Raw genomic sequence first — 22,779 nt, 5'->3', positions numbered from 1 at the left:
GCAGAAGCCTTCCAAGCTTACGACGAGGGTTCGATTCCCTTCACCCGCTCCAGCTATATATATAGCAAAATACCCATCCCCACATCTTGATCCGGTGCTCTGCGCCCAGAATAATATTGGCATGGCTTCGGCAGCAGACAATAATGATATTGTTCATGGCAAAAGCCTGTTCAGAAAATAACTATATTGTCAGCAATCCGGTTCCATCGATTACTGTCCGACCCGGCGATATGAAATTTTTATAATCCGGGGCTTCCTCATGAATCGCGCTCAATATCGCCGGATCAAGATGGAGTCAGATGCTAAAATTCGGGTGGAGTATGCCCAACATCTTGCCCAATATCAGAAATAACAAGAATATTATTTTTAGGAGCTCGCCTCGGCTCCTGTTTCTTGCCGGGGGTATGCGAAGAAGCGGAAGCGGTCGCTGAAAACCGGCAAAACCCTCGAAAACGACACGGCTTTTACGGTTGCTTTTTCCTGGTTTCTAGCCAAAATATCGAAATCCCGGCATATCGGAGGCCCGACTACCCGATTGTACATAACATTATTGTTCGGTCCGCCTCTACCGCGGAAAAGCATAGTAGCAGATCGGATTTCCGGACTGCTCGACCTTTGATTCTCTAACCATCGATGGAAGACGGGCACTCGGACTGCTGCCCTGCACGGGGCAAATAATAATGTTATTATTCATCGCGGCCAAAGCCGAAAGATCTGGCACAATCCTATATATGCCTGACCGGAGCCTGTGCCGGATCCGGCATCGTCCAGCAGAAAATGCAGATATCGGGCGATTGGCCTGGCTTTCCCCCGATCTGCCCCATTTTTTCCTAATAATGTTTCACGGCGATGAACAGTGCCCGGCTTCTGTTACAAATTGCGACAATTTTCTGCCGTTCTGACAAAGTTCAGCGACAAGTGGCCATTAGAACAGCATTCATGGCGGAACGATAAGAACGTGACGCACAATTGGAAGATAAGGAAAATAATATGAAAAAGGCAATTTTGATTTCGAGCGCTACCGCATTGTTGATGGTTGGCGGCATTGCCGTCGCTGCTCCTGGTGAACGTGGAATGCGCGCCGACAGCAATGGCGACGGTGTGATCAGTCGCGCCGAAATGACCAAGTCGCTGGAAGCCCGCTTTACCAAGATGGACGCCAATGGCGACGGTCAGCTTTCCAAGGAAGATCGTGACGCAAAACGTGCAGATCGTTCGGCCAAACGCGGTGAACGTTTTGCCAAGGCCGATACCAATGGCGATGGCGAATTGAGCCCGGCCGAGATGGAAGCGGCTCGCGCCGAGCGCAAAGCCAGCAGATTTGCCCGCGCCGACAAGGACGGCAATGGCAAGTTGAGCCAGGAAGAGGCCCAGGCAATGAAAGGCAAGCGCGGCGGTAAAGGCATGCGCGGCAAAGGCCACAATCGCGGCGGCAAAGGCATGGCGATGATGCGCGATGCCGACACGAATGGTGATCAGAAGATCAGCAAAGCCGAATTTACCGCAGCGGCGCTGGCCCGCTTTGACAAGGCAGATGCCAATAGTGACGGCAAGCTGACCAGGGAAGAGCGTCAGGCTGCTTACAAGGCCCACAAGGGCGAACGGAATAAAAGAGGCGGTTAATCCCTGAACCACTCTTTTCGCGAACGGATCGTCAGCCATCTCCCCCTCTCCCCCAAATTGGCTGGCGGTCCGTTTCTTTTTATTGATCCTGTGATAGGGCTGCTGGATGACGAACAAGACTCATATATTATTGGTCGATGACGAAGCCACGCTACGCGAGCCGCTGGCGGAATATCTCATCAAGCAGGGCTATAAGGTCCAGCAGGCCAGCGATGCCAGCGTCGCCAGATCCCTGCTCAACGCTTATGATTTTGACATCATCCTGCTCGACATCATGATGCCCGGCGAAGACGGCCTCAGCCTGTGCCGCTTTGTCACCGACAAGACCAATATTCCCGTCATCTTCATCAGCGCCAAAACCGAGGAAACCGAACGGATCATCGGGCTCGAACTGGGCGCGGACGATTATATCACCAAGCCGTTCAGTCCGCGGGAACTTGTCGCGCGGATCAAGGTCGTGTTGCGGCGCACTGAAAAAGGTGGAGCCAGGCAGGTTGAAACCGCGGGCGGCGCCTATCAATTCTCTGGCTGGACCCTCAAATGTGACAAACGCAGCCTGATCGATGCGGAAGGCGTGAACGTATCCTTGTCTACCGGGGAATATCAGATGCTGCTGGCGCTGGTGTCTCGGGCCGGGAAAGTGCTCAACCGCGATCAGCTGCTCGACATTACGCAGGGCCGTGAGGCCCATGCTTTCGATCGCGCCGTCGATAACCAGATCAGCCGGTTGCGCCGGAAAATCGAGACGGATCCGAAAAATCCCGAAATCATCAAGACCGTATGGGGCGGCGGCTATATGCTGGCGGGCGAGGTAAAATCGCTGTGAAGCGGCTTTGGCCCAAAAGTCTGGTCGGGCAGCTTCTGCTTGTCGTCGCGCTGATGCTTTTGCTCGCGCAGGGCATAAACAGCTTTCTGCTCTATCGCGGCGCGGAAAACCAGAATCTGGTCGAGGCCTCTACAGCAGCAGTGGCCCGCATCGCTTATGGTCTGGATCGTCAGGCCGTCGACCGTTCGGGCCTGCGCGATATCCCGAAACGCAGCCGGCGCTGGGGCCGGCTCAAATATGGGCCTGAAAGCCTCGTTACCGAAGACATGGGCCGCCTGCCGGAACTCGAAGCACGAGCCGGTCAGGCCTTTGCCAATATGGGTATCGCCTTTACCGATATCCGGGCGACGTTCACACGTCATCTGACCACAGACATGTCCGGCTATCTGATCGGTGCCAACAAGGGCGATTGGCGTAACAGTCCGATCAACCGGTCGATGGGAGGCGATGCACCTCGCGCTGAAACCAGGGGTTTTGTTGTAATTTCCGTACAGGATGCAGATGGCCAGTGGATCAGCATCGCCTCTGCTGTCCGTGAGCGGACACCCTTGTTGATCCGGACCTTGCTGTTCCAGACGGTCACTATCTATCTTCTGATGCTGATTCCGCTCATCCTTCTCGGGCGCTATATATCGCGACCTTTGAAATCGCTTACCGCAAGAGCGCATTCCTTCCAGCCCGGTGAAACCAGCGATCTGGAAGAAGAAGGGCCGCCGGACATGCGGGAATTGATCCGCGCCTTTAACGACATGAGCGGTCGCGTCTCCAGCATGATCAACGAAAAAGACGTCATGCTCGGTGCCATCGGACATGATTTGCGGACTCCGCTGGCGGCGCTGCGTGTGCGTGTCGAGAGTGTCGAAGACGATGTTGATCGCGAGCGGATGATCGCCGGTATCGAGGATATCGACCATACGCTCGATGATATCCTGTCGCTTGCCCGGGTCGGTCGCTCGAGCGAGGAATCGGATCCGGTCGATATTCGCTCGCTGATCGAGACCATTGTCGATGAATTCACCGATCTTGGCCACAATGTCCGCTATCAGCGCGGCGAGAAGCAGATCGCTGCGGTTCGCGAGACACTGGTGCGGCGGGCGCTGAGAAATCTGATCGGCAATGCCATTCTCTATGGCAAAACTGCGGATATATCTGTGGAAAAGTCTGGCGATAAGCTGATGATATATGTCGACGACGATGGACCGGGCATTCCCGAGAAAACGATCGATTCGATGTTCGAGCCTTTCTCGCGCGGCGATGCGTCACGCAATCGGGCAACCGGCGGCTCTGGTCTGGGACTGACGCTCGCGCGCGCTATCGCCCGGGACCATGGCGGTGATATCATCTTGAACAATCGCGAAAATGGCGGATTACGCGCCACTTTGATGCTGCCGATCGGTTGACCGCACCACCCGGATATTAGACGCTAGTTTTTCGTCACTTCCGCTTTTGGCGCTGCCGCCGGACCGGCGATGCCGTCTGCGGCCAGTTCGGCGTCAATATCCTCGGCCATCGCCTTGACCGCTTCGTCGGCCGCTTCTTCCAGAGATTGGGCGTCCTGCTCGATCTCCTTTTCCATCTCGGCAATCGCTTCGTCGCCTTTTTCCTCAACCGGTGTTTCGGAACAGGCGGAAAGCAGCAGCGCGGACACCGTCAGAAGCGCACAGATTCTCATTGTTTTGCCGGCATGGTCAAGTCCGCATCGCTGTTGGCGATGACCGATAACACCGTGGTCCACGCCGCTACATTCTGGCGCAATTGGTCGGGATCGATCTTGTCGAGCGTATCATCCGGCGTGTGGTGCAGATCGAAATATCGGCTGCCGTCCTGTTGCAGATCGATGACGGCGAGATTGTTATTAGCGATGATCGACTGAACATCGGCGCCACCACCGGCTTTCTGCTGTCCGCGTCCGATACCGAGCGGTTGCAGGGCGGTAGCCACCTTGTCGGCCAGAGCGGACGCTCCGTCCGGCAGGTTGAATTCCACTCGCCAGATCCGGTCAGCGCCAAAATCCGATTCCATCGCCAGCGCATGATTGTCGCCCTTGTGCGCCTCACCATAAGCTTTTCCGCCCCAGATACCGACTTCCTCGGCTCCGGCCCAGAGCAGCCGGATTGTCCGTCGGGGCTGGCCTGCTGCCATGATCTGTTTCGCAGCGGCGGTGGTGATGGCGCAGCCCGAAGCATCGTCAATCGCACCGGTGCCAAGGTCCCAGCTGTCGAGATGGCAGGCGATCACGATCATACCGAGCGATGGATCGCTGCCCGGCAGTTCGGCTATCACATTGCCGGATTCCTGCTGCCCGATATTCTGCGGGGTCAGCACCAGCTTCAGTTTCACCGCTTTGCCACGGGCAAATATTCTTTGCAGATTTTCCGCATCGGGAATGGACAGCGCGCCAGCCGGTATCGGCGTCACCCCCGCTTCGAAATTGGTGTTACCGGTATGCGGATTGCGATGATGATCGGTTCCGGCCGAGCGGATCACGATCGCTGCGGCGCCTTTCTTGGCGGCGATATTGGGTCCGACGAAGCGTGCACCGCCAAAGGCACCATAGCTCGACCCGTCCTGCGTTGGCTTCATCTCATGACTGACAAAGGCAATCTTGCCCTTCAGGCTGCCATCCGGTGTCGCAACCAGATCAGCCAGAGTCGGAAAATAGACAACTTCCGCGGTCAGGCCCTTGTCGCCGGTGCTCCCGCTATTGCCGAGCGCCGTGATCGCAAGCGCCTGCGGGAAGGGACTGACGACTGCCGCGGTTTCCTTGCCCCTGATCCAGGTCGACATCATATAGGATTCGCTGCGGACATTGCTGAACCCCAGCGCTTTCAGCTTGGCGACCGCCCAAATGCGCGCTCTTGCTTCGGCTTCTGTGCCCGCCTGTCGTGGCCCGATTTCGGTGGTCAGCCCTTCGACTATGTCCCAGGCGACATCGTCCTGCAGGGCCTTGGCCTGCAGCGCGACCGGATCATGATTATCGGCCAGAGCGGTGGTAGACAAAAGAAGCGCGGACGCGCCAGCGAGCAGGGTGGATATTTTTCTCATGCATGCTGACTAACCCGCCTTTTATGCTTTGCCAATGGTCTCTTGCGGGGGAGGGGCGGAATAGCTACATAAGCCCTGAAAATAACCTGTCATCCGGGCGCAAGCCGGGATCTCCTACAACCGAGCGCCAAGCCGCCTGAGATTTCAGCATCTGCTGGAATGACGTGCAACTTTGAAAGCGAATATAATGGCCGTCCAATATAGCTATGTCATGAAAGGTCTGACCAAGACTTTCCCCGGAGCCCCCAAGCCGGTGCTCGACAATATCCATCTGCAATTCCTGCCCGGCACGAAAATCGCCATCATCGGTAAGAATGGCGCGGGTAAGTCGACGCTGATGAAAATCATGGCTGGCCAGGATGACGAGTTTCAGGGTGAAGCCTGGGCAGGGGAGGGCATTCGCGTCGGCTATCTTGCGCAGGAACCACAGCTTGACGACAGCAAGACGGTCAAGGAAAACGTCATGGACGGCGTCCGCGAAGTCGCCGATCTGGTCGCCCGCTTCAACGAAATTTCCAACATCATGGGCGACCCACCGGAAGACGTCGATTTTGACGCGTTGATGGAAGAAATGGGCGAGTTGCAGGAAAAAATCGACGCGGTCGATGGCTGGACCCTCGACAACCAGCTTGAAATCGCGATGGAAGCGCTTCGCTGCCCTCCCGGCGACAGCCCGGTAACCGATCTATCCGGTGGCGAGAAGCGCCGCGTCGCGCTTTGCCGCCTGCTGCTAGACAAGCCGGAAATCCTGATGCTCGATGAGCCTACCAACCATCTCGATGCCGAAAGCGTCGCCTGGCTGGAAAAACATCTGATCGACTATGCCGGCAACGTCATTCTCGTCACCCATGACCGCTATTTCCTCGACAATGTCGTGAACTGGGTGCTCGAAATCGACCGCGGCAAGGGGCTTCCGTTCGAAGGTAATTATTCCAACTGGCTCGAAGCCAAATCCAAACGGATGGCGCAGGAAGACCGTGAGGACAAGAGCCGCCAGAAGGCGATCGACAACGAACTGCAATGGATGCGGCAGAGCCCCAAGGCACGCCAGACCAAGTCCAAGGCCCGTATCAAGTCATTCGACGATCTGGTCGCTTCGCAGGAAAATCGCGTAGTCGGCAAGGCGCAAATCCTGATCCAGACGCCCGAGCGTCTCGGTTCCAAAGTGATCGAAGCCAAGGGCCTGACCAAGGCTTATGGCGACAAGCTGCTGTTTGAAAATCTCGAATTCTCGCTGCCGCCAGGCGGCATTGTCGGCATCATCGGCGCCAACGGCGCGGGTAAGACGACCCTGTTCCGGATCATCACCGGTCAGGAAACACCCGATAGCGGGACGCTCGAACTCGGCGAAACGGTGAAGCTCGGCTATGTCGACCAGAGCCGCGATACGCTCGATGCATCGAAAAACATCTGGGAAGAAATTTCCGGCGGCCACGACTTTTTCACCTTCGGCAAGAATGAAGTCCAGACCCGTGCCTATGTCGGCGCGTTCAACTTCAAGGGCGTCGACCAGCAGAAGAAAGTCGGCCAGCTCTCCGGCGGTGAACGCAACCGCGTCCATCTCGCCAAGATGCTCAAAGAAGGCGGGAACGTGCTGCTGCTCGATGAGCCGACCAACGATCTAGACGTCGAAACCTTGCGCGCGCTGGAAGACGCGCTCGAAACCTTCGCCGGCTGCGCCGTGGTAATCTCGCATGACCGCTTCTTCCTCGATCGGCTTGCGACCCACATATTGGCGTTTGAAGGCGACAGCCATGTGGAATGGTTTGAAGGCAATTTCGAGAGTTATGAGGAAGACAAGCGGCGTCGTCTGGGTGATGCAGCGGATCGGCCTACGCGGGTGGCTTATAAGAAATTGACGCGTTGATTGTGCTCCTTCTCCCGTGAGGGAGAAGGATATGCAGGCTTATGAGCGCAGCGAATTAGCCGGAATTGGATGAGGGTGTTCTGACGGTTGTTTTGCAGGCAACTCTGGCGGCAGAAAACCCTCACCCAGCTGCGACTAGGCAGCAAGCTGCCAAGTCTGCGCAACCCTCTCCCTTGAGGGAGAGGGGCTAATTGCCTCTTGCGATTTGTATTTCTTGGACAATTGTTTGCAGAACGCCGTCAATATTATCTGTTAACTCGTTGTTCCAGAATCGGAGGATGCGATAGCCATGCGCTTCGATGACCCGGGTCCGCTCGGCATCCCGGCTTTCGTTATGTTGCCCGCCATCAAGCTCAATCCCTAGTTTGAGGCTTCGCGCGGCGAAGTCGGCTACATAGGGACCGACCGGAAACTGTTTGACGAATTTGGTGTTCTCAAGCTGACGGTTGCGGAGGCGCGACCAGAGCCTGTGCTCGGCTTCGGTCATATCCCGCCGAAGCCTTCGGGCAACCTTGGTTAGACGCTTCTCTCCCAACATCCCCTCCTTGACCTTCTTCCGTGAAGGAGAAGGATACAGAGCCTTATCGCTTTAGCGATTAGGCGGCGTTGGATGAGGGCGTTCTGTACTCTGGAATATGGAACACCCTCATCCAGCTACGACTAGCGAACAAGTTCGCAAGTCTTCGCATCCTTCTCCCTCACGGGAGAAGGAGAGCGCAACCTCTTCAGATAAAAATGACCGGCAGTATCAAGCGGTAGCGGTTTTTTCTCCCGCCAAACTAACCCCGACAATAGCCGCCAACGCCGCAGCAAATCCCGGGATGATCTCGTAAACTCCGGGACTACCCAGAAACTCCTTGTTCCAGCCCATAGCGATCCACAGGATCACCACGCCGGCACCGACTACCAATCCCGACACCGCGCCAGCACCGGTCATCCGCTTCCACGTCAGCGACAGCAGGATCAACGGCCCGAACGCGGCGCCAAAACCGGCCCAGGCGTTGCTGACCAGTCCCAGCACCTTGCTGTCCGGATCGCGGGCGATATAGATCGCCACCAGCGCGACCAGCGCGACAAACAGCCGTCCGACATTGACGGTTTCCCACTCGCTGGCGTTCTTGCGCAGGAACAGGCGGTAGAAATCTTCGGTCAGCGAGCTCGACGAGACCAGCAGTTGCGAGCTGATCGTGCTCATGATCGCGGCCAGCAACGCGGCGAGCAGGAAGCCGGTAATCAGCGGGTGGAACAACGTATTGGCCAGCAGGATGAAGATGGTTTCCGGATCATCGAGCACCAGTCCGTTCATCTCGACATAGGCGCGTCCGGTAATGCCGACGCCGATCGCGCCGAACAGGGCTACGCCCATCCAGCTCATGCCGATGGTGCGCGCCTTGGCGACGTCGGGGATCGAGCGGATCGCCATGAACCGCACGATGATATGCGGCTGCCCGAAATAGCCGAGGCCCCAAGTCACGGCGGAAAGAAAGCCGATAAAGGAGAGTCCGGCGGTCAGGCTGAGGAAATTCGGGTCGATTGCGTTTAACTGGGTCGATACCGCGCTGATCCCGCCATCATTGGTCAGTACAACGATCGGCATCAGAACCAGTGCCACGACCATGATGCAGCCCTGGACAAAATCGGTCAGACTGACAGCCAGAAAACCACCGACCATCGTATAGGCAAGCACCACGCCCGCGGTCAGCCAGATGCCGGTCATATAGTCGCTCATGCCGGTATTGCCGAACAGGCCGGCAAAGCTGGTTTCGAACAATTTGCCACCGCCGACGAGGCCGGCTGCGGTATAGACGGCGAAGAACAGCACGATGATGATTGCCGAGATTACCCGCAAAGCCAGCGCCTTGTCGGGGAAACGGTTGGCGAGAAATTCCGGGATGGTGAGAGCGTTGCCCATGCGTTCGGTCTGCTCGCGCAGCCGCGGCGCGACCACGATCCAGTTGACCAGAGCGCCCGCGAACAGCCCGATTCCGATCCACACCTCGACCAGTCCCGCCGCATAAAGCGCGCCCGGCAGGCCGAGCAGCAGCCAGCCCGACATATCGGAAGCTCCGGCAGACAGCGCGGCGACGGCGGGATGGAGGTTCCTCCCTCCCAGCAAATAGCCTTCGCTGCTATCGGTGGATTTGCGCCAGGCATAAAATCCGATGGCCAACATACCAACGAAATATAGGGCGAGTGAAACTAAGGCTCCGGTTTGCATCCGACGGTCATAACGATTTTAATCCGCGAGTCACCCTTTGCCTTTTGAAGAGGGCAGTTCGTCGTGTAAAGGCTGTTAATATGGTGCGCCTTCTCCCGCGAGGGAGAAGGATACGGAGGTTTATTCGCGAAGCGGATTAGCCGCAGTTGGATGAGGGTGTTCTGCTCTCGATAAGTTCGCAAACCCTCACCCAGCTACGACTAGACAGCAAGCTGCCAAGTCTCCTCAACCCTCTCCCTTGAGGGAGAGGGGGAAACTACCGCAACCGTTTCACGAACAAATGACCATGGTCATCGCGCTTGGTCTGAAAATTCGGTACTGCCTCGAACATTTCGGACAATCTTGAAAAACCGTAATTGCGGACGTCGAAGCTCGACCGGTTGCCGGCAATCTTGCCGACCTCGCTCAGGCTGGCATAGCCCTCGGCGTCGCGTTTGGTTGCCTGATAGGCATCGATCAGCAGGTTGAGCAGATCATCATCGACCTTGCCACTGGTTTCGCTCGCGCCTGCCGGGCTTTCCGCTTTGGCTGACGGCATGACGTCACTTTTGCCGCCGCTACGATTGCGCTTATCGACCTGGATCAAGGCGTCAACGTCGATGAACCGGCTGCACGCCTGTTTGAAGGCTTCCGGCGTTTTGGCGCTGCCAAAGCCGTAGACGGGCAGGCCTTCCTGCCGGATCCGCATAGCCAGCGGCATGAAGTCGCTGTCGCTGCTCATGATCCCGAAGCCGGTGATATTGCCGCGGAACAACAGGTCCATGGCGTCAATCGTCATCTTCATGTCGGTGGCATTCTTGCCCTTGGTCATGTCGAACTGCTGCTGCGGCTCGATGCCATATTTGTGGAGTATCTTCTCCCAGCCTTTCAGCGCGCTCTTGGTCCAGTTGCCATAGGCACGGCGGATATTGACGGTGCCGAGCTCGGCCAGCGCGGTCAGCACCGGGTCGATCCCGTTATGACTGGCATTGTCCGCATCGATCAGCAGGGCGATATTATTGATATGTTGATTCATCATCCATTGATGGACCGCGAGGGCAGGGCGTTCAAGCGGAAAAATGCTGTCCTACAGAGGGGCGTATTGATTATATTGGGCTCGGCTCTTTGACAATTTTCACGCTGGGATCGCTTGGTCGACGCTGCACAGAATCACGAGGAACAATTTAATCGTCCTCCTTCTCCCGTGAGGGAGAAGGATACAGAGCCTTATGACCCCGGACATGGTCCGGGGGAATTAGGCGGTGTTGGATGAGGGTGTTCTATACTTCGAAGTGCAGAACACCCTCATCCAGCAGCGACTAGGCAGCAAAGCTGCCAAGTCTTCGCATCCTTCTCCCTCACGGGAGAAGGGGAATGGCTTTCATTTCATAACACTGTAAAGTTTGTGAAGATCAGACTGGCGTCTGCTTCAGAAAAAATTCTGACACACCCTGAAGAGCCTGACTCAAGTCATTGAAATAACCCTAAAGACCCGATGTCATCACTCCACCGCCGAGAATGTGTCGCTTTCTTCGTCCAGAACGTGCAGCTTGCCCTCGGCAATCGCGAACCAGGCCCCGATCAGGCGAATCGATCCGTCCGCTTCTTTCTCCTGAATGCAGGGAAAAGTCCGCAAATTGGCCAGACTCGTTCGGATGCCTTCATGCTCCATCGCCAGTTGCGCCTCTTTGCTGTGCAGATTGCCATGGTCGTGCACGACTTTTGCGCGGGCGTCATCGAGCAGGGTGATCCAGTCGGCGATAAAGCCGCCTTTGCCGTGTGGCATGTCCTTCATCTGTTCTGAAAGCGCTGCTGCACAGCCGCCGCAGCTGCCATGGCCCATGACCACTACTTCTTCGACTTTGAGAAACTGCACGGCGAATTCCAGAGCCGAGGATACGCCATGATGACCGGGAGTCGTTTCAAACGGCGGGACCAGGGCCGCCACATTGCGAACAACGAAGGTCTCGCCCGGATTGGTATCGAAAATCTGTGTCGGATCGACCCGGCTGTCGCTGCAGGCAATGATCATGACCTTGGGACTCTGGCCTTCCTTGAGGTCATTCCAGCGTTCGCGCTGCGTTTTCCATTGTTCGGAACGGAACCGTCGGTAGCCATCGAGCAGGTCTGCAAATTTTCTCATGTTTCAATCCATATCACCGGTTTTGGGGGTGGCAAGAGTGGTTTTCCATCGCTATCTGATAGAAATGAACGAAATCACCAAAATCACTTCGCCCGACAGCCCGCCGGAACGGCAGCGCAAGCCCGACTGGATCCGCGTAAAAGCGCCAATGGGCGTCGAGTTTGAAAAGACCCGCGCGCTGATGCGGGAGCATAAACTCAACACGGTATGTGAAGAGGCAGCTTGCCCGAATATCGGCGAATGCTGGACCAAGAAACATGCCACGGTGATGATCCTCGGCGATGTCTGCACCCGGGCCTGTGCCTTCTGCAACGTCAAGACCGGCATGCCGATGGCGGTGGACGCTCTGGAGCCGCAGCATACCGCCGATGCGGCTGCGAAACTCGGACTGGAGCATATTGTGATAACATCGGTCGATCGTGATGATCTGGCCGATGGCGGCGCGAGCCAGTTCGTCAAGGTGATCGAGGCCTTGCGCCGGACGACTCCGCACACGACGATTGAAATATTGACGCCGGACTTCCGTAACAAATCGGAAGCCGCGGTCGAGGCGATTGTCGCGGCTCGTCCCGATGTCTATAATCATAATCTGGAAACGGTGCCCCGGCTTTATCCGACGATAAGGCCCGGTGCGCGCTATTATGCCTCGCTCCGTTTACTGGAACAGGTCAAGCGACTCGATCCCTCGATCTTCACCAAGTCCGGTGTCATGCTCGGCCTGAGCGAACAGCGTCTCGAAGTGCATCAGGTGATGGACGACATGCGCAGCGCCGATGTCGACTTCCTGACCATGGGCCAATATCTCCAGCCAACGACCAAGCACGTCAAAGTCAGCGAATTTGTCACGCCGCAGGCCTTTGATGCTTACGCCTCGGTCGCTCGCGCAAAGGGCTTCCTGCTGGTCGCCTCTAGCCCGCTTACCCGGTCCAGTTATCACGCCGGCGAGGATTTCGCCAAAATGCGTCAGGCTCGCGAGGAAAAACTGGCGCGTTCGGGTGCACCGAATGCCCGTCCATAGGGAAACGCGCGATCTGCCCTATAGCAGCGCGCAAATGTACGCGCTGGTCGCCGACGTCGGCCGTTATCAGGAATTTCTGCCCTGGGTAGTCGGCACACGGATCCGGGCCGATAGCGAAACCGAAATGCTGGCCGATGTTCTGGTCGGCTTCAAAGGCTTGCGCGAGCAATTTTCATCGCGCGTGATCAAGGCGCATAACCGGTCGATCGATGTTGATTATCTAGACGGCCCGCTAAAACAACTGCACAATGAATGGCGGTTCAGGACTCGCGAAGGTGGCGGATGCCACGTCGATTTCTATGTCGAGTTTACGTTTAAAAATCGCGTGTTCGAAAAACTGGCCGGCCAGATGTTTGCCAAGGCATTGCACAAGATGACCAGCGCCTTCGTCGAGCGCGCCGGTGAAATATACGGAACCAGCTACTCGCTATCCTCTGGCAACAGCAGTTCCAGCGCGACGAGTACGGCCTGAAACCGGATATCCGCGCGGCTTTTGTCCGCGCCAAACATTTTCCGGTCGGCAACCACGTCATCGGGGCTTTTGCCTTTTTCGGCTTTCGCGAACACAACAGTACCAACCGGTTTCTTCTCGGTGCCGCCGCCAGGTCCCGCCACGCCGGTAATAGCCACTGCGACGTCGCAACCCGATTGCTCGAGCGCGCCCTGTGCCATCTCCCAGGCCACCGCGATCGAAACCGCGCCGAATGTCTCCAGCACATCATTGCTGACACCCAGCATTTTCTGTTTGGCACCGTTGGAATAGGTATTGAAGCCGCTATCGAAAACGTCACTGCTCCCCGGAACCTCGGTTAGCGCCGCAGCAACCAGTCCACCGGTACAGCTTTCCGCGACCGTTATCCGTCGACCGGCAGCGCGATTTTTCTCGATAACCGTTGTCGCCAAGGCAACAAGTTCGGAAGGGAGGAGATTTTTCATAGACCGGGGCCGTTAGCGCATCATGCCGGTGCTTTGCAAATGGGAATGTCCTGCTTCTTGCCATCCTTGGTCGCTGCCTGCATGATTGTAATAGCCAAGCTGGCGAGATTTGCAGACGGCATTGGCTCCAGATCGCTGTATATCTTGTCGATCAAACTGCAATCTTTGGGTTTTATTTCGTCGCCTACGAGTTTGCTGAACATGGCATCGGCGATTGGTCGCAAGAGCGTATCATCAATTTCCGGCGGTAGTTTTTCGCCAGCCAGTACCGATACCGCACCTTTGGCTTTTGGCCACGCATCGTTCGATGCCGCTCGATATTTCGCGAGTTGTTCTGAGTTTTCCTTTAACAAAGGTGCCGTCGCCGGCAGGCTGGCCGAACATTTGTTGCGACTGGCCTCTACTAACGTTGGCAACACATACGTCACCAGCGCTTCGGCTTGTGCCACGCTCAGACATTGTTCGGTCTGGGTCGCTTGCGCCGCCATTGAATGGGTAAGAGCAAATAGTGCCATTCCAGCCATGTAATTTTTGTTCATCAAACTTCCTCCAACGAAATCGTCGCAATGGCCTGAGCGGCCATGCCTTCTTTGCGCCCGGTGAACCCCAGCCCCTCAGTGGTTGTTGCTTTCAAGCTGACCTGATCCGTTCCGATCGACAATATTTCCGCAATATTGCGTCTTATGGACTCCCGGTGGGGCTTGATCTTGGGCGCTTCGCAAATGACGGTCATGTCGACATTATGGATCAAGCCACCTTTCTCTGCGATGAGCGAAGCGGCATATTCGACAAACCGGGCGGAAGCCGCGCCGCGCCACTGCGGATCGGACGGCGGGAAATGGTCGCCAATGTCGCCTGCTGCGATGGTGCCCAGCAAGGCATCGGTCAGGGCATGCAACAGAACATCCGCGTCACTATGCCCGACAAGGCCTTTATCATGGTCTATTTTGATTCCACCCAGCCACAAATCCTCGCCGGCGGCCAGTCGATGGACATCATAGCCCATCCCCGTGCGAATCTGACGCATGTTCAATGTCCTTTCCCCGCCAAAGTCACCGGGTAATGTGTATTTTTTGAGGGCCTCGTCACCATCGACGACTGTAACGGCATGTCCCGCTGCCCGGAAAATCTGGGCATCATCACTGGCATTTTCGTCAGCGGGAAAGCGTTCATGCGCTGCCAGCAGTTTTGCAAAGTCGAAGGCCTGCGGCGTTTGCACTCGCCACAGGCTGTCGCGGTCTACGGTCTGGTAGAGCTGGTTGTCGCTGATCTGGACCATAGTATCGACACAGGGCAAAGCCGGTATCGCTGCCGCTGCCGATCCCAACCTGTCAATCAGCCGGTCGATAACGGGATGGGACACAAATGGCCGCGCGGCGTCATGGACGAGAATATTTTTTGCGCCGCCAGCGTTGCGGATAGCGGTCAGACCGTTGAAAACCGATTGCTGGCGCGTTGCGCCGCCGATGACGATCTGATGCCGTGAATCGGAACCAAGAGCCTTGTCGAGCTGCTCTTCCTGTCCCTCTGCGATCACAATCCAGATCTGGTCAATGGCGGCGTGAGATGAAAAGCTTTCCACGCTATGGCGAACCATCGCTTTGCCAGCAATCGATTCAAACTGCTTGGGCAGCTCCAATCCAGCTCGCGAACCGATGCCTGCGGCTACGATCAACACATGGGTTTTGTCGGAATGATCACTCGCTTGTACCATGGATCGCGATCTACGCCGAGAATAGGAATGAAGCAATTCTTGCCTCGAAATTGATTTGTCGATAAGGGGTGCTTAAATTTTAGGCAGTATCAATGAAACTCAACCCAATCTCTATTGGCGATATTGAAATCGAAAGCCCGGTATTGCTGGCGCCGATGACCGGTGTCACCGATTTGCCCTTTCGCAAGCTGGTCCGGCGATTTGGCTCCGGCCTCAATGTCACGGAAATGATCGCCAGTCAGGCGATGATCCGCGAAACCCGCCAGTCCTTGCAGAAATGCGCCTGGGACCCGACCGAGGAGCCGGTATCGATGCAGCTTGCCGGCTGTGATCCCGCTGTCATGGCCGACGCCGCCAGGCTCAACGAAGATCGTGGCGCGCAGATCATCGACATCAACATGGGCTGTCCGGTGAAAAAGGTCGTGAACGGCGACGCCGGCTCGGCTTTGATGCGCGACCTTCCTCTGGCGGCCGCGCTGATCAAGGCAACGGTTGAGGCGGTCAATGTGCCGGTTACGGTAAAGATGCGGATGGGCTGGGATCATCAAAGTCTGAACGCTCCCGAACTGGCGCATATAGCAGAAGATCTCGGCGCAAAAATGATTGTCGTACACGGCAGAACCCGTTGCCAGATGTATCGGGACAGCGCCGACTGGACCTTTGTCAGCAAGGTCAAACAGGCGGTTTCGCTGCCGGTTATCGTGAACGGCGACATTTGCACTATCGAAGACGGGCAGGCGGCACTCGAGCAAAGCGGCGCGGATGGCGTGATGATCGGTCGCGGCGCCTATGGAAAACCCTGGTTGTTGGGTCAGTTCATGCACTGGTTCAAGACCGGAGAACGGCTTCCGGACCCCGATCTTACAACCCAATATGCTATTCTCGACGAACATTATCGCGATATGATGAAGCTCTATGGCGAAGATGTCGGCGTCAAGGTCGCCCGCAAACATGTCGGTTGGTATACCAAGGGGCTCACCGGTTCGGCAGAATTCCGCAATCGGGCGAATAGCGAGGCGGACCCTCATGTCGTGCTGAAAATGCTGGAGGAGTTTTACACGCCCTGGCTGAACAAAGCCGCAGCTTGATGGACGGAAACCCGTCGGGAGAGCTAATTCTGGCGGGCATCAGTCATGCGTTGATTGTCCTGGACTCCCGACATCTGGTTGCACGGATCAATCCCGCCGGCGAAGCCCTGTTCGGCACCAGTGCCAAACATCTGCTCGGGCGCAAGATCACCGATGTCCTGCAATTTGCAGATCTCAGGCTGAATGAGGCTCTGGTCGAGCAAGATATCAGTCTTACCGCCCGCGGGGTGATGGTTTCCAGCGACGAGCGGAAACTGGGTTTTGCCGATTTTGATATCCATCCGCTGGCCTCCGGTCCGGAATGGCGCCTGATCTCCCTGTCGCTAATGGCGCAAGACGGCCCGATTCTCGAGAGCGAAAATAGCGATCCATCCAATCTGGCGATTCGGGCTCCGGACATTCTCAGTCATGAAATCAAGAATCCTCTGGCGGCGATCCGCGGGGCAGCGCAGCTACTGGAACGGCAGCTCGATGAATCGCAAAAAACCCTCACCCAGATGATTACCGCGGAGGTAGAGCGGGTGGTCAATTTGCTCAATCGGATGCAAACCCTCTCCTCGAACCAGCCAGCCCGGACCAAGGCTGTCAATATTCACACTTTGATCGATCGCGCACGGCGGTCGACAGAAGCGGCCACCGGCCAGGCTGTTAGAATCACCGACAAGTTCGATCCGTCGCTACCGGACGCGCTGGTCGATCCCGACGCCATGATGCAGGTTCTGACCAACCTATTATCCAACGCCGTGGATGCAACCAGGCACCTCGCAAATCCCGAAATCCGCATCGTCACCCGCTATAGTTTCGGCGCCTCCTTGTCAGCACAAGGCGGAACCGAGGCAGTAAGACTGCCGATCCAGATAATGGTGTGCGACAATGGCCCCGGTGTTCCGGCGGAGCTGGAACAGGAAATATTTACCGCTTTCGTCTCGACCAAGAAGGAAGGGCAGGGGCTGGGCCTTGCTCTGGTGAAGAAGCTGATGCGCGATATGAACGGGCGTATCCGTTATGATCGCGGAAATCGGGACGAAATGAGCAGATTCACACTGTTTCTTCCCGTTGCACCGAAAAACTGACGTCAGGACAAATAATGGCCAAAGCAAAAATCATATTAGTCGAAGACGATTTGTCGGTCAGTCACGTCATCATCACTGCCCTGCGGGCCGACGGATATGACGTCGAAAGCTGCAAATCGATAGCCGAGCGCGACGCCCTGATGGCGAGCAGCCGCTATGACTTGCTGCTCACCGATGTCGGACTGGGCGAGGGTGACGGGATTTCGTCGCTGGACACGGTGAAAACCACCCATCCGGATATCCCGATCATCATCATTTCCGCTCAAAATACCCTCAATACCGCCGTCCGGGCATCGGAAACCGGGGCATTCGAATATCTGCCCAAACCCTTCGATCTTGACGAGCTGGTCGAGGTGGTCGGGCAGGCGCTGAAGCCGAAGAATATTCAACCGATCGAGTCATCGATGGACGAGGAAAGCCTGCCACTTGTAGGCAGAAGTCCTGCGATGCAGGAAGTATACCGGATGATCGCGCGGCTCCTGAAAAACGATCTCTCCGTCCTCGTTCTGGGAGAAAGCGGGACCGGCAAGGAGCTGGTTGCGGAAGCCATTCACGGGCTGGGGCATCGGAAATCCGGTCCGTTCATTGCGGTCAACATGGCCGCGATCCCCTCGGAGCTGATCGAGGCGGAGCTGTTCGGGCATGAAAAGGGCGCCTTCACCGGTGCCGTCGCCAACGCCTCGGGAAAATTTGAACAGGCGCAGGGCGGGACCCTGTTTCTCGACGAGATTGGCGATATGCCGATGCACGCGCAAACGCGACTTTTGCGGGCGCTGCAATCGGGTGAAATCAATCGCGTGGGCGGCAAGGGGCTGGTCAAGCTCGATGTCCGGATCATCGCCGCCACCAATCACAATTTTCTCGAATTGATCGAACAGGGCAAGTTCCGGGAGGACCTATATTATCGCATCAATGTCGTACCGATTGAATTGCCCCCTCTCCGGGAGCGGGCCAGCGATATTCCGGCACTTGCGACGCATTTTCTCAAGCTCGCCGTGACCGAAGGACTGCCCCACAAGCAGATTTCCCGAGAGGGGATGAATCTGCTCTGCCACCACTACTGGCGCGGGAATGTTCGCGAACTCAAGAATGTCATCTATCGTCTGGTTGTGACCGGACGCGAAGACACGCTTTCCGAAGATGCCATCCGTCACATTCTTTCGGCCGAACGCGGAGAGGATCGGGCTGAATCAGAAAATTTGGAGTTCGAAGCCCATATCAAATCTATCGTGCTGGGGTTGATGTCCGATCCGGAAAAGGAAAATCTATATGCCAAGGCGCTGGAAAAATTTGAAAGGCCGTTGCTGATCGAAATGATGCATCACGCTCATGGTAACCAGATCAAAGCCGCTAAAATTCTCGGCATAAATCGCAACACCCTGCGGAAGAAACTGAACGAATATCAGATCGACCCGACGGAATCCAAATAGCGATCTACGATGAAATGACGGATTGCTTCGCTGAACCGTGATATTTTTGCAATATTAGTGCTTTTCTTGCAACGAAACCGTTGTATTGAAGGCACAATGAAGTTTTTCAGTCATCATCTGACGCGACCGGTTCCCAATTGGTTGCGCCGTCTTTCCCTCATGTCCGAGCGGGACGCCGTGATGAGACGGATCGAATGGATTACGCTCCTCCTTTTTGGCGTAATAATGGTTGGAACCTATTTTCTGCTAAGCAGACAATCCGACCAGACCGATTTCATTTCCCCTCCATTGACGGCTGCGCTGCTGGTTGCAAATCTTGTTCCGGCCATGGCACTGCTTGTCCTCTCCGGTCGACGGATTGCAAAGGGCAGGGCCGCTAAATCCTCGATCGGCAGTAAAGGGCGACTGCACGTTCGTCTGGTTGCCTTATTCTCTCTGGTCGCGAGCATTCCGATGCTGCTCGTGGTCATCTTTGCCTCGCTGCTTTTCCAATATGGCGTCGAATTCTGGTTTTCCGATCGTGCCAGGGGTATGCTTGAAAATGCCAATGATCTGGCCCGAGGCTATTACGAGCAGAACCAGCGGGAAGTCGGTGAAGAAACCATCACGATGGCCAATGATCTGCGCAATTATTTGCAGCAGGCCAATCTGGAAAGCCCGGAATTTGCCGAGGGTTATGTCTTTCAGGTGCTTTCCCGAAAGCTTAACGAATCTGCCATTATCGAATATGGGCCCGATGGCGTCCCGCGCACTGCAGCGGCCGTCGATCCCGATGACGCTGACCAAAATCCCAAGATAACCGATGCGGTGCTGAAGCAACTCGAGCAAGGCAAACCCTATGTCGTAACCGCGAGGCCAAACAAGATCGAGGCGGTGACGGCGCTCGATCTGACATCGCGCATATTCCTCTATGCCGCCCGGGATTCCGACATGCTGGCGCTGAGCCAGTGGGAAAGGGCGCAGTCTGTTCTGGCCGATTATGAGGAGCTTTTTTCGCGGTCGAGAAGCCTGCAATTGCAGTTCAATATTGCTTTATTTGTCATTTCCCTGCTCATCGTTGGTCTGGTGTTGTGGATCGCATTGGTGGTTGCGGACCGGATGGTGAAGCCGGTGAGCGATCTCGTCCACGCAGCGAAGCGGGTCACTGAAGGGGATCTTGCGACGCGGGTCCCCGGAACATTCGAGAATGACGAGATCGGTACGCTGGGGCGGGCGTTCAACCGCATGACCGAACGTCTGGAAACACAAACAACAGCCTTGATTACCGCTAACGAGCAATTGGGAAGCCGGCGGGCCTTTATCGAAGCGGTGCTGGAGTCGGTCACTGCCGGTATCATCAGCCTCGACGAGAAAGGCGAGATCAAGCTGGTCAACTCGCAGGCTCTGTCGCTGCTTTCCAAATCCGTCGACGAACTGCTGGATGTCGATATCGTCAAGGCTGCACCGCAATTTGCGGACCTTGTTCATGAAGGCGTCGAGAATAGCATCATTGAATTCGCGTCGGAATCCGACATGCGCACCTTGGCGGTCAAAATCGTCGGCGGCCCGACCGGACATGTGATCACATTCGAAGATATTACCCAGCAACTGCTGGATCAGAGGCGCGCCGCATGGTCCGATGTCGCGAGACGCATCGCTCATGAAATCAAGAATCCTCTGACCCCTATCCAGTTGGCTGCGGAAAGATTGCAGCGGAGATTTGGTACACGTATCGAAGGCGATGCCGGGGTATTTGAAAATCTCACCAATACGATCGTCCGGCAGGTCGGCGATCTGCGGAATATTGTCGATGAATTCTCGTCTTTTGCACGCATGCCGAAACCGGTTTTCCGTCAGGAGAATCTTGATGATATCCTAAAACAGGCTCTGTTCATGCAAGATGTTGCATGGCCGTCCATCGGGTTTAATTTCATCTCTGATGATCAGCCTGTTTCGCTGGTTTGCGATCGCCGGCAACTGGGGCAGGCGCTTACGAATATCATTAAAAATGCTGCTGAAGCTATTGAGCAAAAGGCCGAAACCAGCCCTGACTTTCAGGTCTCTGACGGTAAAATCTCATTGTCCGTTCGTACGGAAAACCAGATAGTTATCATCGAACTGACCGATAATGGCATTGGTTTGCCGATTGAGCGGGAGCGCATCGTCGAGCCTTATATGACGACGCGGGCCAGCGGCACAGGATTGGGACTCGCGATCGTGAAGAAGATTGTCGAAGAACATTTCGGCGAGATGAAATTCTGCGACGCGCCAGATGGCGGCACCCGTGTCACCATTCGGTTCAGTCCATCCAAATTAGCCAGATTGTCGCATGATGGCGCGGAGAGTTCCGCCGAAACAGCGGGTGACCCTGCCGGGAGTGGCGATCAGCTGGCAAATATTGAGAAATAAGGATTAGAGGTTCAACATGGCGTTAGATATTTTGGTTGTCGACGACGAGCCCGATATTCGTGATCTGATATCCGGGGTCCTGGAAGACGAAGGATATAGCACCCGAGTGGCTGCTGACAGCGACGCCGCGCTTGCCGCGGTCAAAGAGCGTCGGCCTTCTCTGGTTCTGCTTGATGTTTGGCTGCGAGGATCGCGACTGGATGGTCTGGAATTGCTGACCGAGTTGAAGCAACTTGACGCAAAATTGCCAATCATCGTGATTTCTGGTCATGGCAATATCGACACCGCTGTTGCCGCCATTTCGCAAGGTGCGGTGGATTTCATCGAGAAGCCGTTTGAAGCGGAAACCCTGCTCCATCTGGTTTCCAGAGCGACCGAAACCGAACGGCTCCGCAGGGAGAACGAGATACTCAAGGCACGGGTGGGCTTCGCCGACGAACTGACAGGGAATTCGGCTGCGGTAAATAATGTGAGGGCGACGCTGAAGCGGGTGGCCGGGACCGGCAGCCGCTTGTTGATCTCCGGGCCAGCAGGAGTTGGCAAAGAAGTCGCCGCACGCCTGATGCACAATTGGAGCTCTCGTGCCGATGCGTCCTTCGTAACGATTAGTGCTGCCAGATTGTCGCCGGAAAGCGTCGAAGAGGAGCTGTTTGGCACCGAACGGAACGGCAAAATCGAGAAAACCGGATTGATGGAAGAGGCCCATGGAGGAACTTTGTTCATCGATGAAGTGGCCGACATGCCACTCGATACCCAGGGAAAAATACTCCGGGTTCTGACCGAGCAAAGCTTCAACCGGCTTGGCGGTTCGCAAAAAGTAAATGTCGATGTCCGGGTCGTGTCAGCAACTTCACGCGATCTTGAAGTCGAGATACGGGAAAAAAGATTCAGGGAAGATCTGTTCTACCGCCTCAATGTCGTGCCGGTAATATTGCCACCGTTGAACGAGCGACGCGAGGATATCCCCGTGCTCGTGGAACATTATGCTGCGCGCTTCGCCGCCGATCAACGCTTGCATCCGCCGGAAATTTCCGATGAAGCAATGGCCGCGCTTCAGGCCTGTGACTGGCCGGGCAACGTCCGGCAGTTGCGCAATGTGATCGAACGGACGATCATCCTGGCCCCCAAGGATAAATTCACAAAAATAGAAGTCGAGATGTTGCCGCCCGAAATTCTCGGTAATGATGATGAATTGGACCAGGGCGTGGCGTCATTGATGGGATCGCCGCTGAGAGAGGCGAGGGAAAGTTTCGAACGGGAATATTTGAAAGTACAGATCAGACGCTTTTCCGGCAATATATCCAAAACCGCGAATTTCATCGGCATGGAACGGTCAGCCCTTCACAGAAAGTTGAAAATTCTGGGCCTTGCATCGCGAAAGAAGCCGGACGGAGAGTGATCTTTAAGGTTAAGCGGTTGTCGTGACGGGGC

Annotated in this window: 21 protein-coding genes; 12 read left to right on the top strand and 9 right to left on the bottom strand. The window is 56.0% G+C overall.

The annotated features are described in order from the left end of the window. The 4 genes from AACZ86_RS07145 to AACZ86_RS07130 all read left to right on the top strand — a co-directional run. A partial coding sequence (locus tag AACZ86_RS07145) for a hypothetical protein (protein WP_339690783.1) occupies positions 1-181 on the top strand: 181 nt, incomplete at its 5' end. 809 nt (positions 182-990) lie between these two features. After that, positions 991-1,623, top strand: coding sequence for a hypothetical protein (locus AACZ86_RS07140; protein WP_339690782.1), 633 nt, complete (start codon positions 991-993; stop codon positions 1,621-1,623). Between the two features lie 106 nt (positions 1,624-1,729). Beyond that, positions 1,730-2,449 carry a response regulator gene (locus AACZ86_RS07135; RefSeq protein WP_339690780.1) on the top strand — a complete coding sequence of 240 codons (720 nt, stop codon included), beginning with the start codon at positions 1,730-1,732 and terminating at the stop codon, positions 2,447-2,449. Continuing rightward, the gene (locus AACZ86_RS07130; RefSeq protein ID WP_339690777.1) at positions 2,446-3,849 is read left to right on the top strand and encodes a HAMP domain-containing sensor histidine kinase; all 1,404 of its coding nucleotides are present in this window, start codon (positions 2,446-2,448) and stop codon (positions 3,847-3,849) included. Before AACZ86_RS07135 ends, AACZ86_RS07130 begins: the two co-directional genes overlap by 4 nt. 23 nt (positions 3,850-3,872) lie before the next feature. Here the strand turns inward: AACZ86_RS07130 and AACZ86_RS07125 are convergent, their stop codons facing one another. Together AACZ86_RS07125 and AACZ86_RS07120 are read right to left on the bottom strand one after the other, a co-directional pair. Further along, on the bottom strand, positions 3,873-4,121 hold the full coding sequence (locus AACZ86_RS07125; RefSeq protein ID WP_339690776.1) for a hypothetical protein: 249 nt from the start codon (positions 4,119-4,121) through the stop codon (positions 3,873-3,875). Beyond that, a complete protein-coding gene (locus tag AACZ86_RS07120) occupies positions 4,118-5,494 on the bottom strand; it encodes a M28 family peptidase (protein ID WP_339690773.1) in 1,377 nt (458 codons plus the stop codon). Before AACZ86_RS07120 ends, AACZ86_RS07125 begins: the two co-directional genes overlap by 4 nt. A gap of 187 nt (positions 5,495-5,681) precedes the next feature. On the opposite strand from AACZ86_RS07120, the gene ettA reads away from it, so the two are divergent. Beyond that, positions 5,682-7,361: an energy-dependent translational throttle protein EttA gene (ettA, locus tag AACZ86_RS07115; protein ID WP_339690771.1), complete on the top strand. Its 1,680-nt coding sequence runs from the start codon at positions 5,682-5,684 to the stop codon at positions 7,359-7,361. Between the two features lie 187 nt (positions 7,362-7,548). Here the strand turns inward: ettA and AACZ86_RS07110 are convergent, their stop codons facing one another. From AACZ86_RS07110 to AACZ86_RS07095, 4 genes are all read right to left on the bottom strand, one after another. Next, on the bottom strand, positions 7,549-7,899 hold the full coding sequence (locus AACZ86_RS07110; RefSeq protein ID WP_339690768.1) for a DUF559 domain-containing protein: 351 nt from the start codon (positions 7,897-7,899) through the stop codon (positions 7,549-7,551). 210 nt (positions 7,900-8,109) lie between these two features. Beyond that, positions 8,110-9,579: a sodium/proline symporter PutP gene (putP, locus tag AACZ86_RS07105; protein WP_339690767.1), complete on the bottom strand. Its 1,470-nt coding sequence runs from the start codon at positions 9,577-9,579 to the stop codon at positions 8,110-8,112. Between the two features lie 256 nt (positions 9,580-9,835). Next, on the bottom strand, positions 9,836-10,597 hold the full coding sequence (locus tag AACZ86_RS07100; RefSeq protein WP_339690765.1) for an NYN domain-containing protein: 762 nt from the start codon (positions 10,595-10,597) through the stop codon (positions 9,836-9,838). Positions 10,598-11,059: 462 nt separating this feature from the next. Continuing rightward, positions 11,060-11,701, bottom strand: a complete 642-nt coding sequence (locus AACZ86_RS07095) for a carbonic anhydrase (RefSeq protein WP_339690763.1) — start codon at positions 11,699-11,701, stop codon at positions 11,060-11,062. Positions 11,702-11,765: 64 nt separating this feature from the next. Here AACZ86_RS07095 and lipA point away from each other — a divergent pair, with 64 nt between their 5' ends. Together lipA and AACZ86_RS07085 are read left to right on the top strand one after the other, a co-directional pair. Next, positions 11,766-12,719: a lipoyl synthase gene (gene lipA, locus AACZ86_RS07090; protein ID WP_339690762.1), complete on the top strand. Its 954-nt coding sequence runs from the start codon at positions 11,766-11,768 to the stop codon at positions 12,717-12,719. After that, complete coding sequence (locus AACZ86_RS07085; RefSeq protein WP_339690760.1) at positions 12,706-13,191, top strand: type II toxin-antitoxin system RatA family toxin; 486 nt, start codon at positions 12,706-12,708, stop codon at positions 13,189-13,191. The genes lipA and AACZ86_RS07085 overlap by 14 nt, the downstream gene beginning before the upstream one ends. On the opposite strand, the gene AACZ86_RS07080 is transcribed toward AACZ86_RS07085, so the two are convergent. The 3 genes from AACZ86_RS07080 to AACZ86_RS07070 are packed head-to-tail and all read right to left on the bottom strand — an operon-like array spanning position 13,140 to position 15,369. Further along, complete coding sequence (locus AACZ86_RS07080; RefSeq protein WP_339690758.1) at positions 13,140-13,655, bottom strand: CinA family protein; 516 nt, start codon at positions 13,653-13,655, stop codon at positions 13,140-13,142. The two genes, AACZ86_RS07085 and AACZ86_RS07080, sit on opposite strands and share 52 nt — an antisense overlap. A gap of 20 nt (positions 13,656-13,675) precedes the next feature. After that, entirely contained in the window at positions 13,676-14,194 is a 519-nt protein-coding gene (locus AACZ86_RS07075) for a hypothetical protein (RefSeq protein WP_339690756.1), read from the bottom strand. After that, entirely contained in the window at positions 14,194-15,369 is a 1,176-nt protein-coding gene (locus tag AACZ86_RS07070; RefSeq protein ID WP_339690755.1) for a bifunctional 2-C-methyl-D-erythritol 4-phosphate cytidylyltransferase/2-C-methyl-D-erythritol 2,4-cyclodiphosphate synthase, read from the bottom strand. Before AACZ86_RS07070 ends, AACZ86_RS07075 begins: the two co-directional genes overlap by 1 nt. Positions 15,370-15,461: 92 nt before the next feature. On the opposite strand from AACZ86_RS07070, the gene dusB reads away from it, so the two are divergent. From dusB to AACZ86_RS07045, 5 genes are all read left to right on the top strand, one after another. Then, on the top strand, positions 15,462-16,457 hold the full coding sequence (gene dusB, locus AACZ86_RS07065) for a tRNA dihydrouridine synthase DusB (RefSeq protein WP_339690753.1): 996 nt from the start codon (positions 15,462-15,464) through the stop codon (positions 16,455-16,457). Further along, positions 16,457-17,530 (top strand): ATP-binding protein, encoded by a 1,074-nt coding sequence (locus tag AACZ86_RS07060; protein ID WP_339690803.1) that lies wholly within the window; start codon positions 16,457-16,459, stop codon positions 17,528-17,530. Before dusB ends, AACZ86_RS07060 begins: the two co-directional genes overlap by 1 nt. A 14-nt stretch (positions 17,531-17,544) precedes the next feature. Next, positions 17,545-18,960 carry a sigma 54-interacting transcriptional regulator gene (locus AACZ86_RS07055; protein WP_339690750.1) on the top strand — a complete coding sequence of 472 codons (1,416 nt, stop codon included), beginning with the start codon at positions 17,545-17,547 and terminating at the stop codon, positions 18,958-18,960. Between the two features lie 159 nt (positions 18,961-19,119). Beyond that, entirely contained in the window at positions 19,120-21,348 is a 2,229-nt protein-coding gene (locus tag AACZ86_RS07050) for an ATP-binding protein (RefSeq protein WP_339690801.1), read from the top strand. Positions 21,349-21,364: 16 nt separating this feature from the next. Beyond that, positions 21,365-22,747 carry a sigma-54 dependent transcriptional regulator gene (locus AACZ86_RS07045; protein ID WP_339690748.1) on the top strand — a complete coding sequence of 461 codons (1,383 nt, stop codon included), beginning with the start codon at positions 21,365-21,367 and terminating at the stop codon, positions 22,745-22,747. Positions 22,748-22,779 lie beyond the last annotated feature (32 nt).

Origin of the sequence: uncultured Parasphingorhabdus sp. (genome assembly GCF_963975735.1) — a bacterium.
Taxonomy (GTDB): Bacteria; Pseudomonadota; Alphaproteobacteria; order Sphingomonadales; family Sphingomonadaceae; genus Parasphingorhabdus.
Note: the sequence above shows the minus strand (reverse complement) of the source record. Positions and strands in the feature narration are given on the sequence as shown.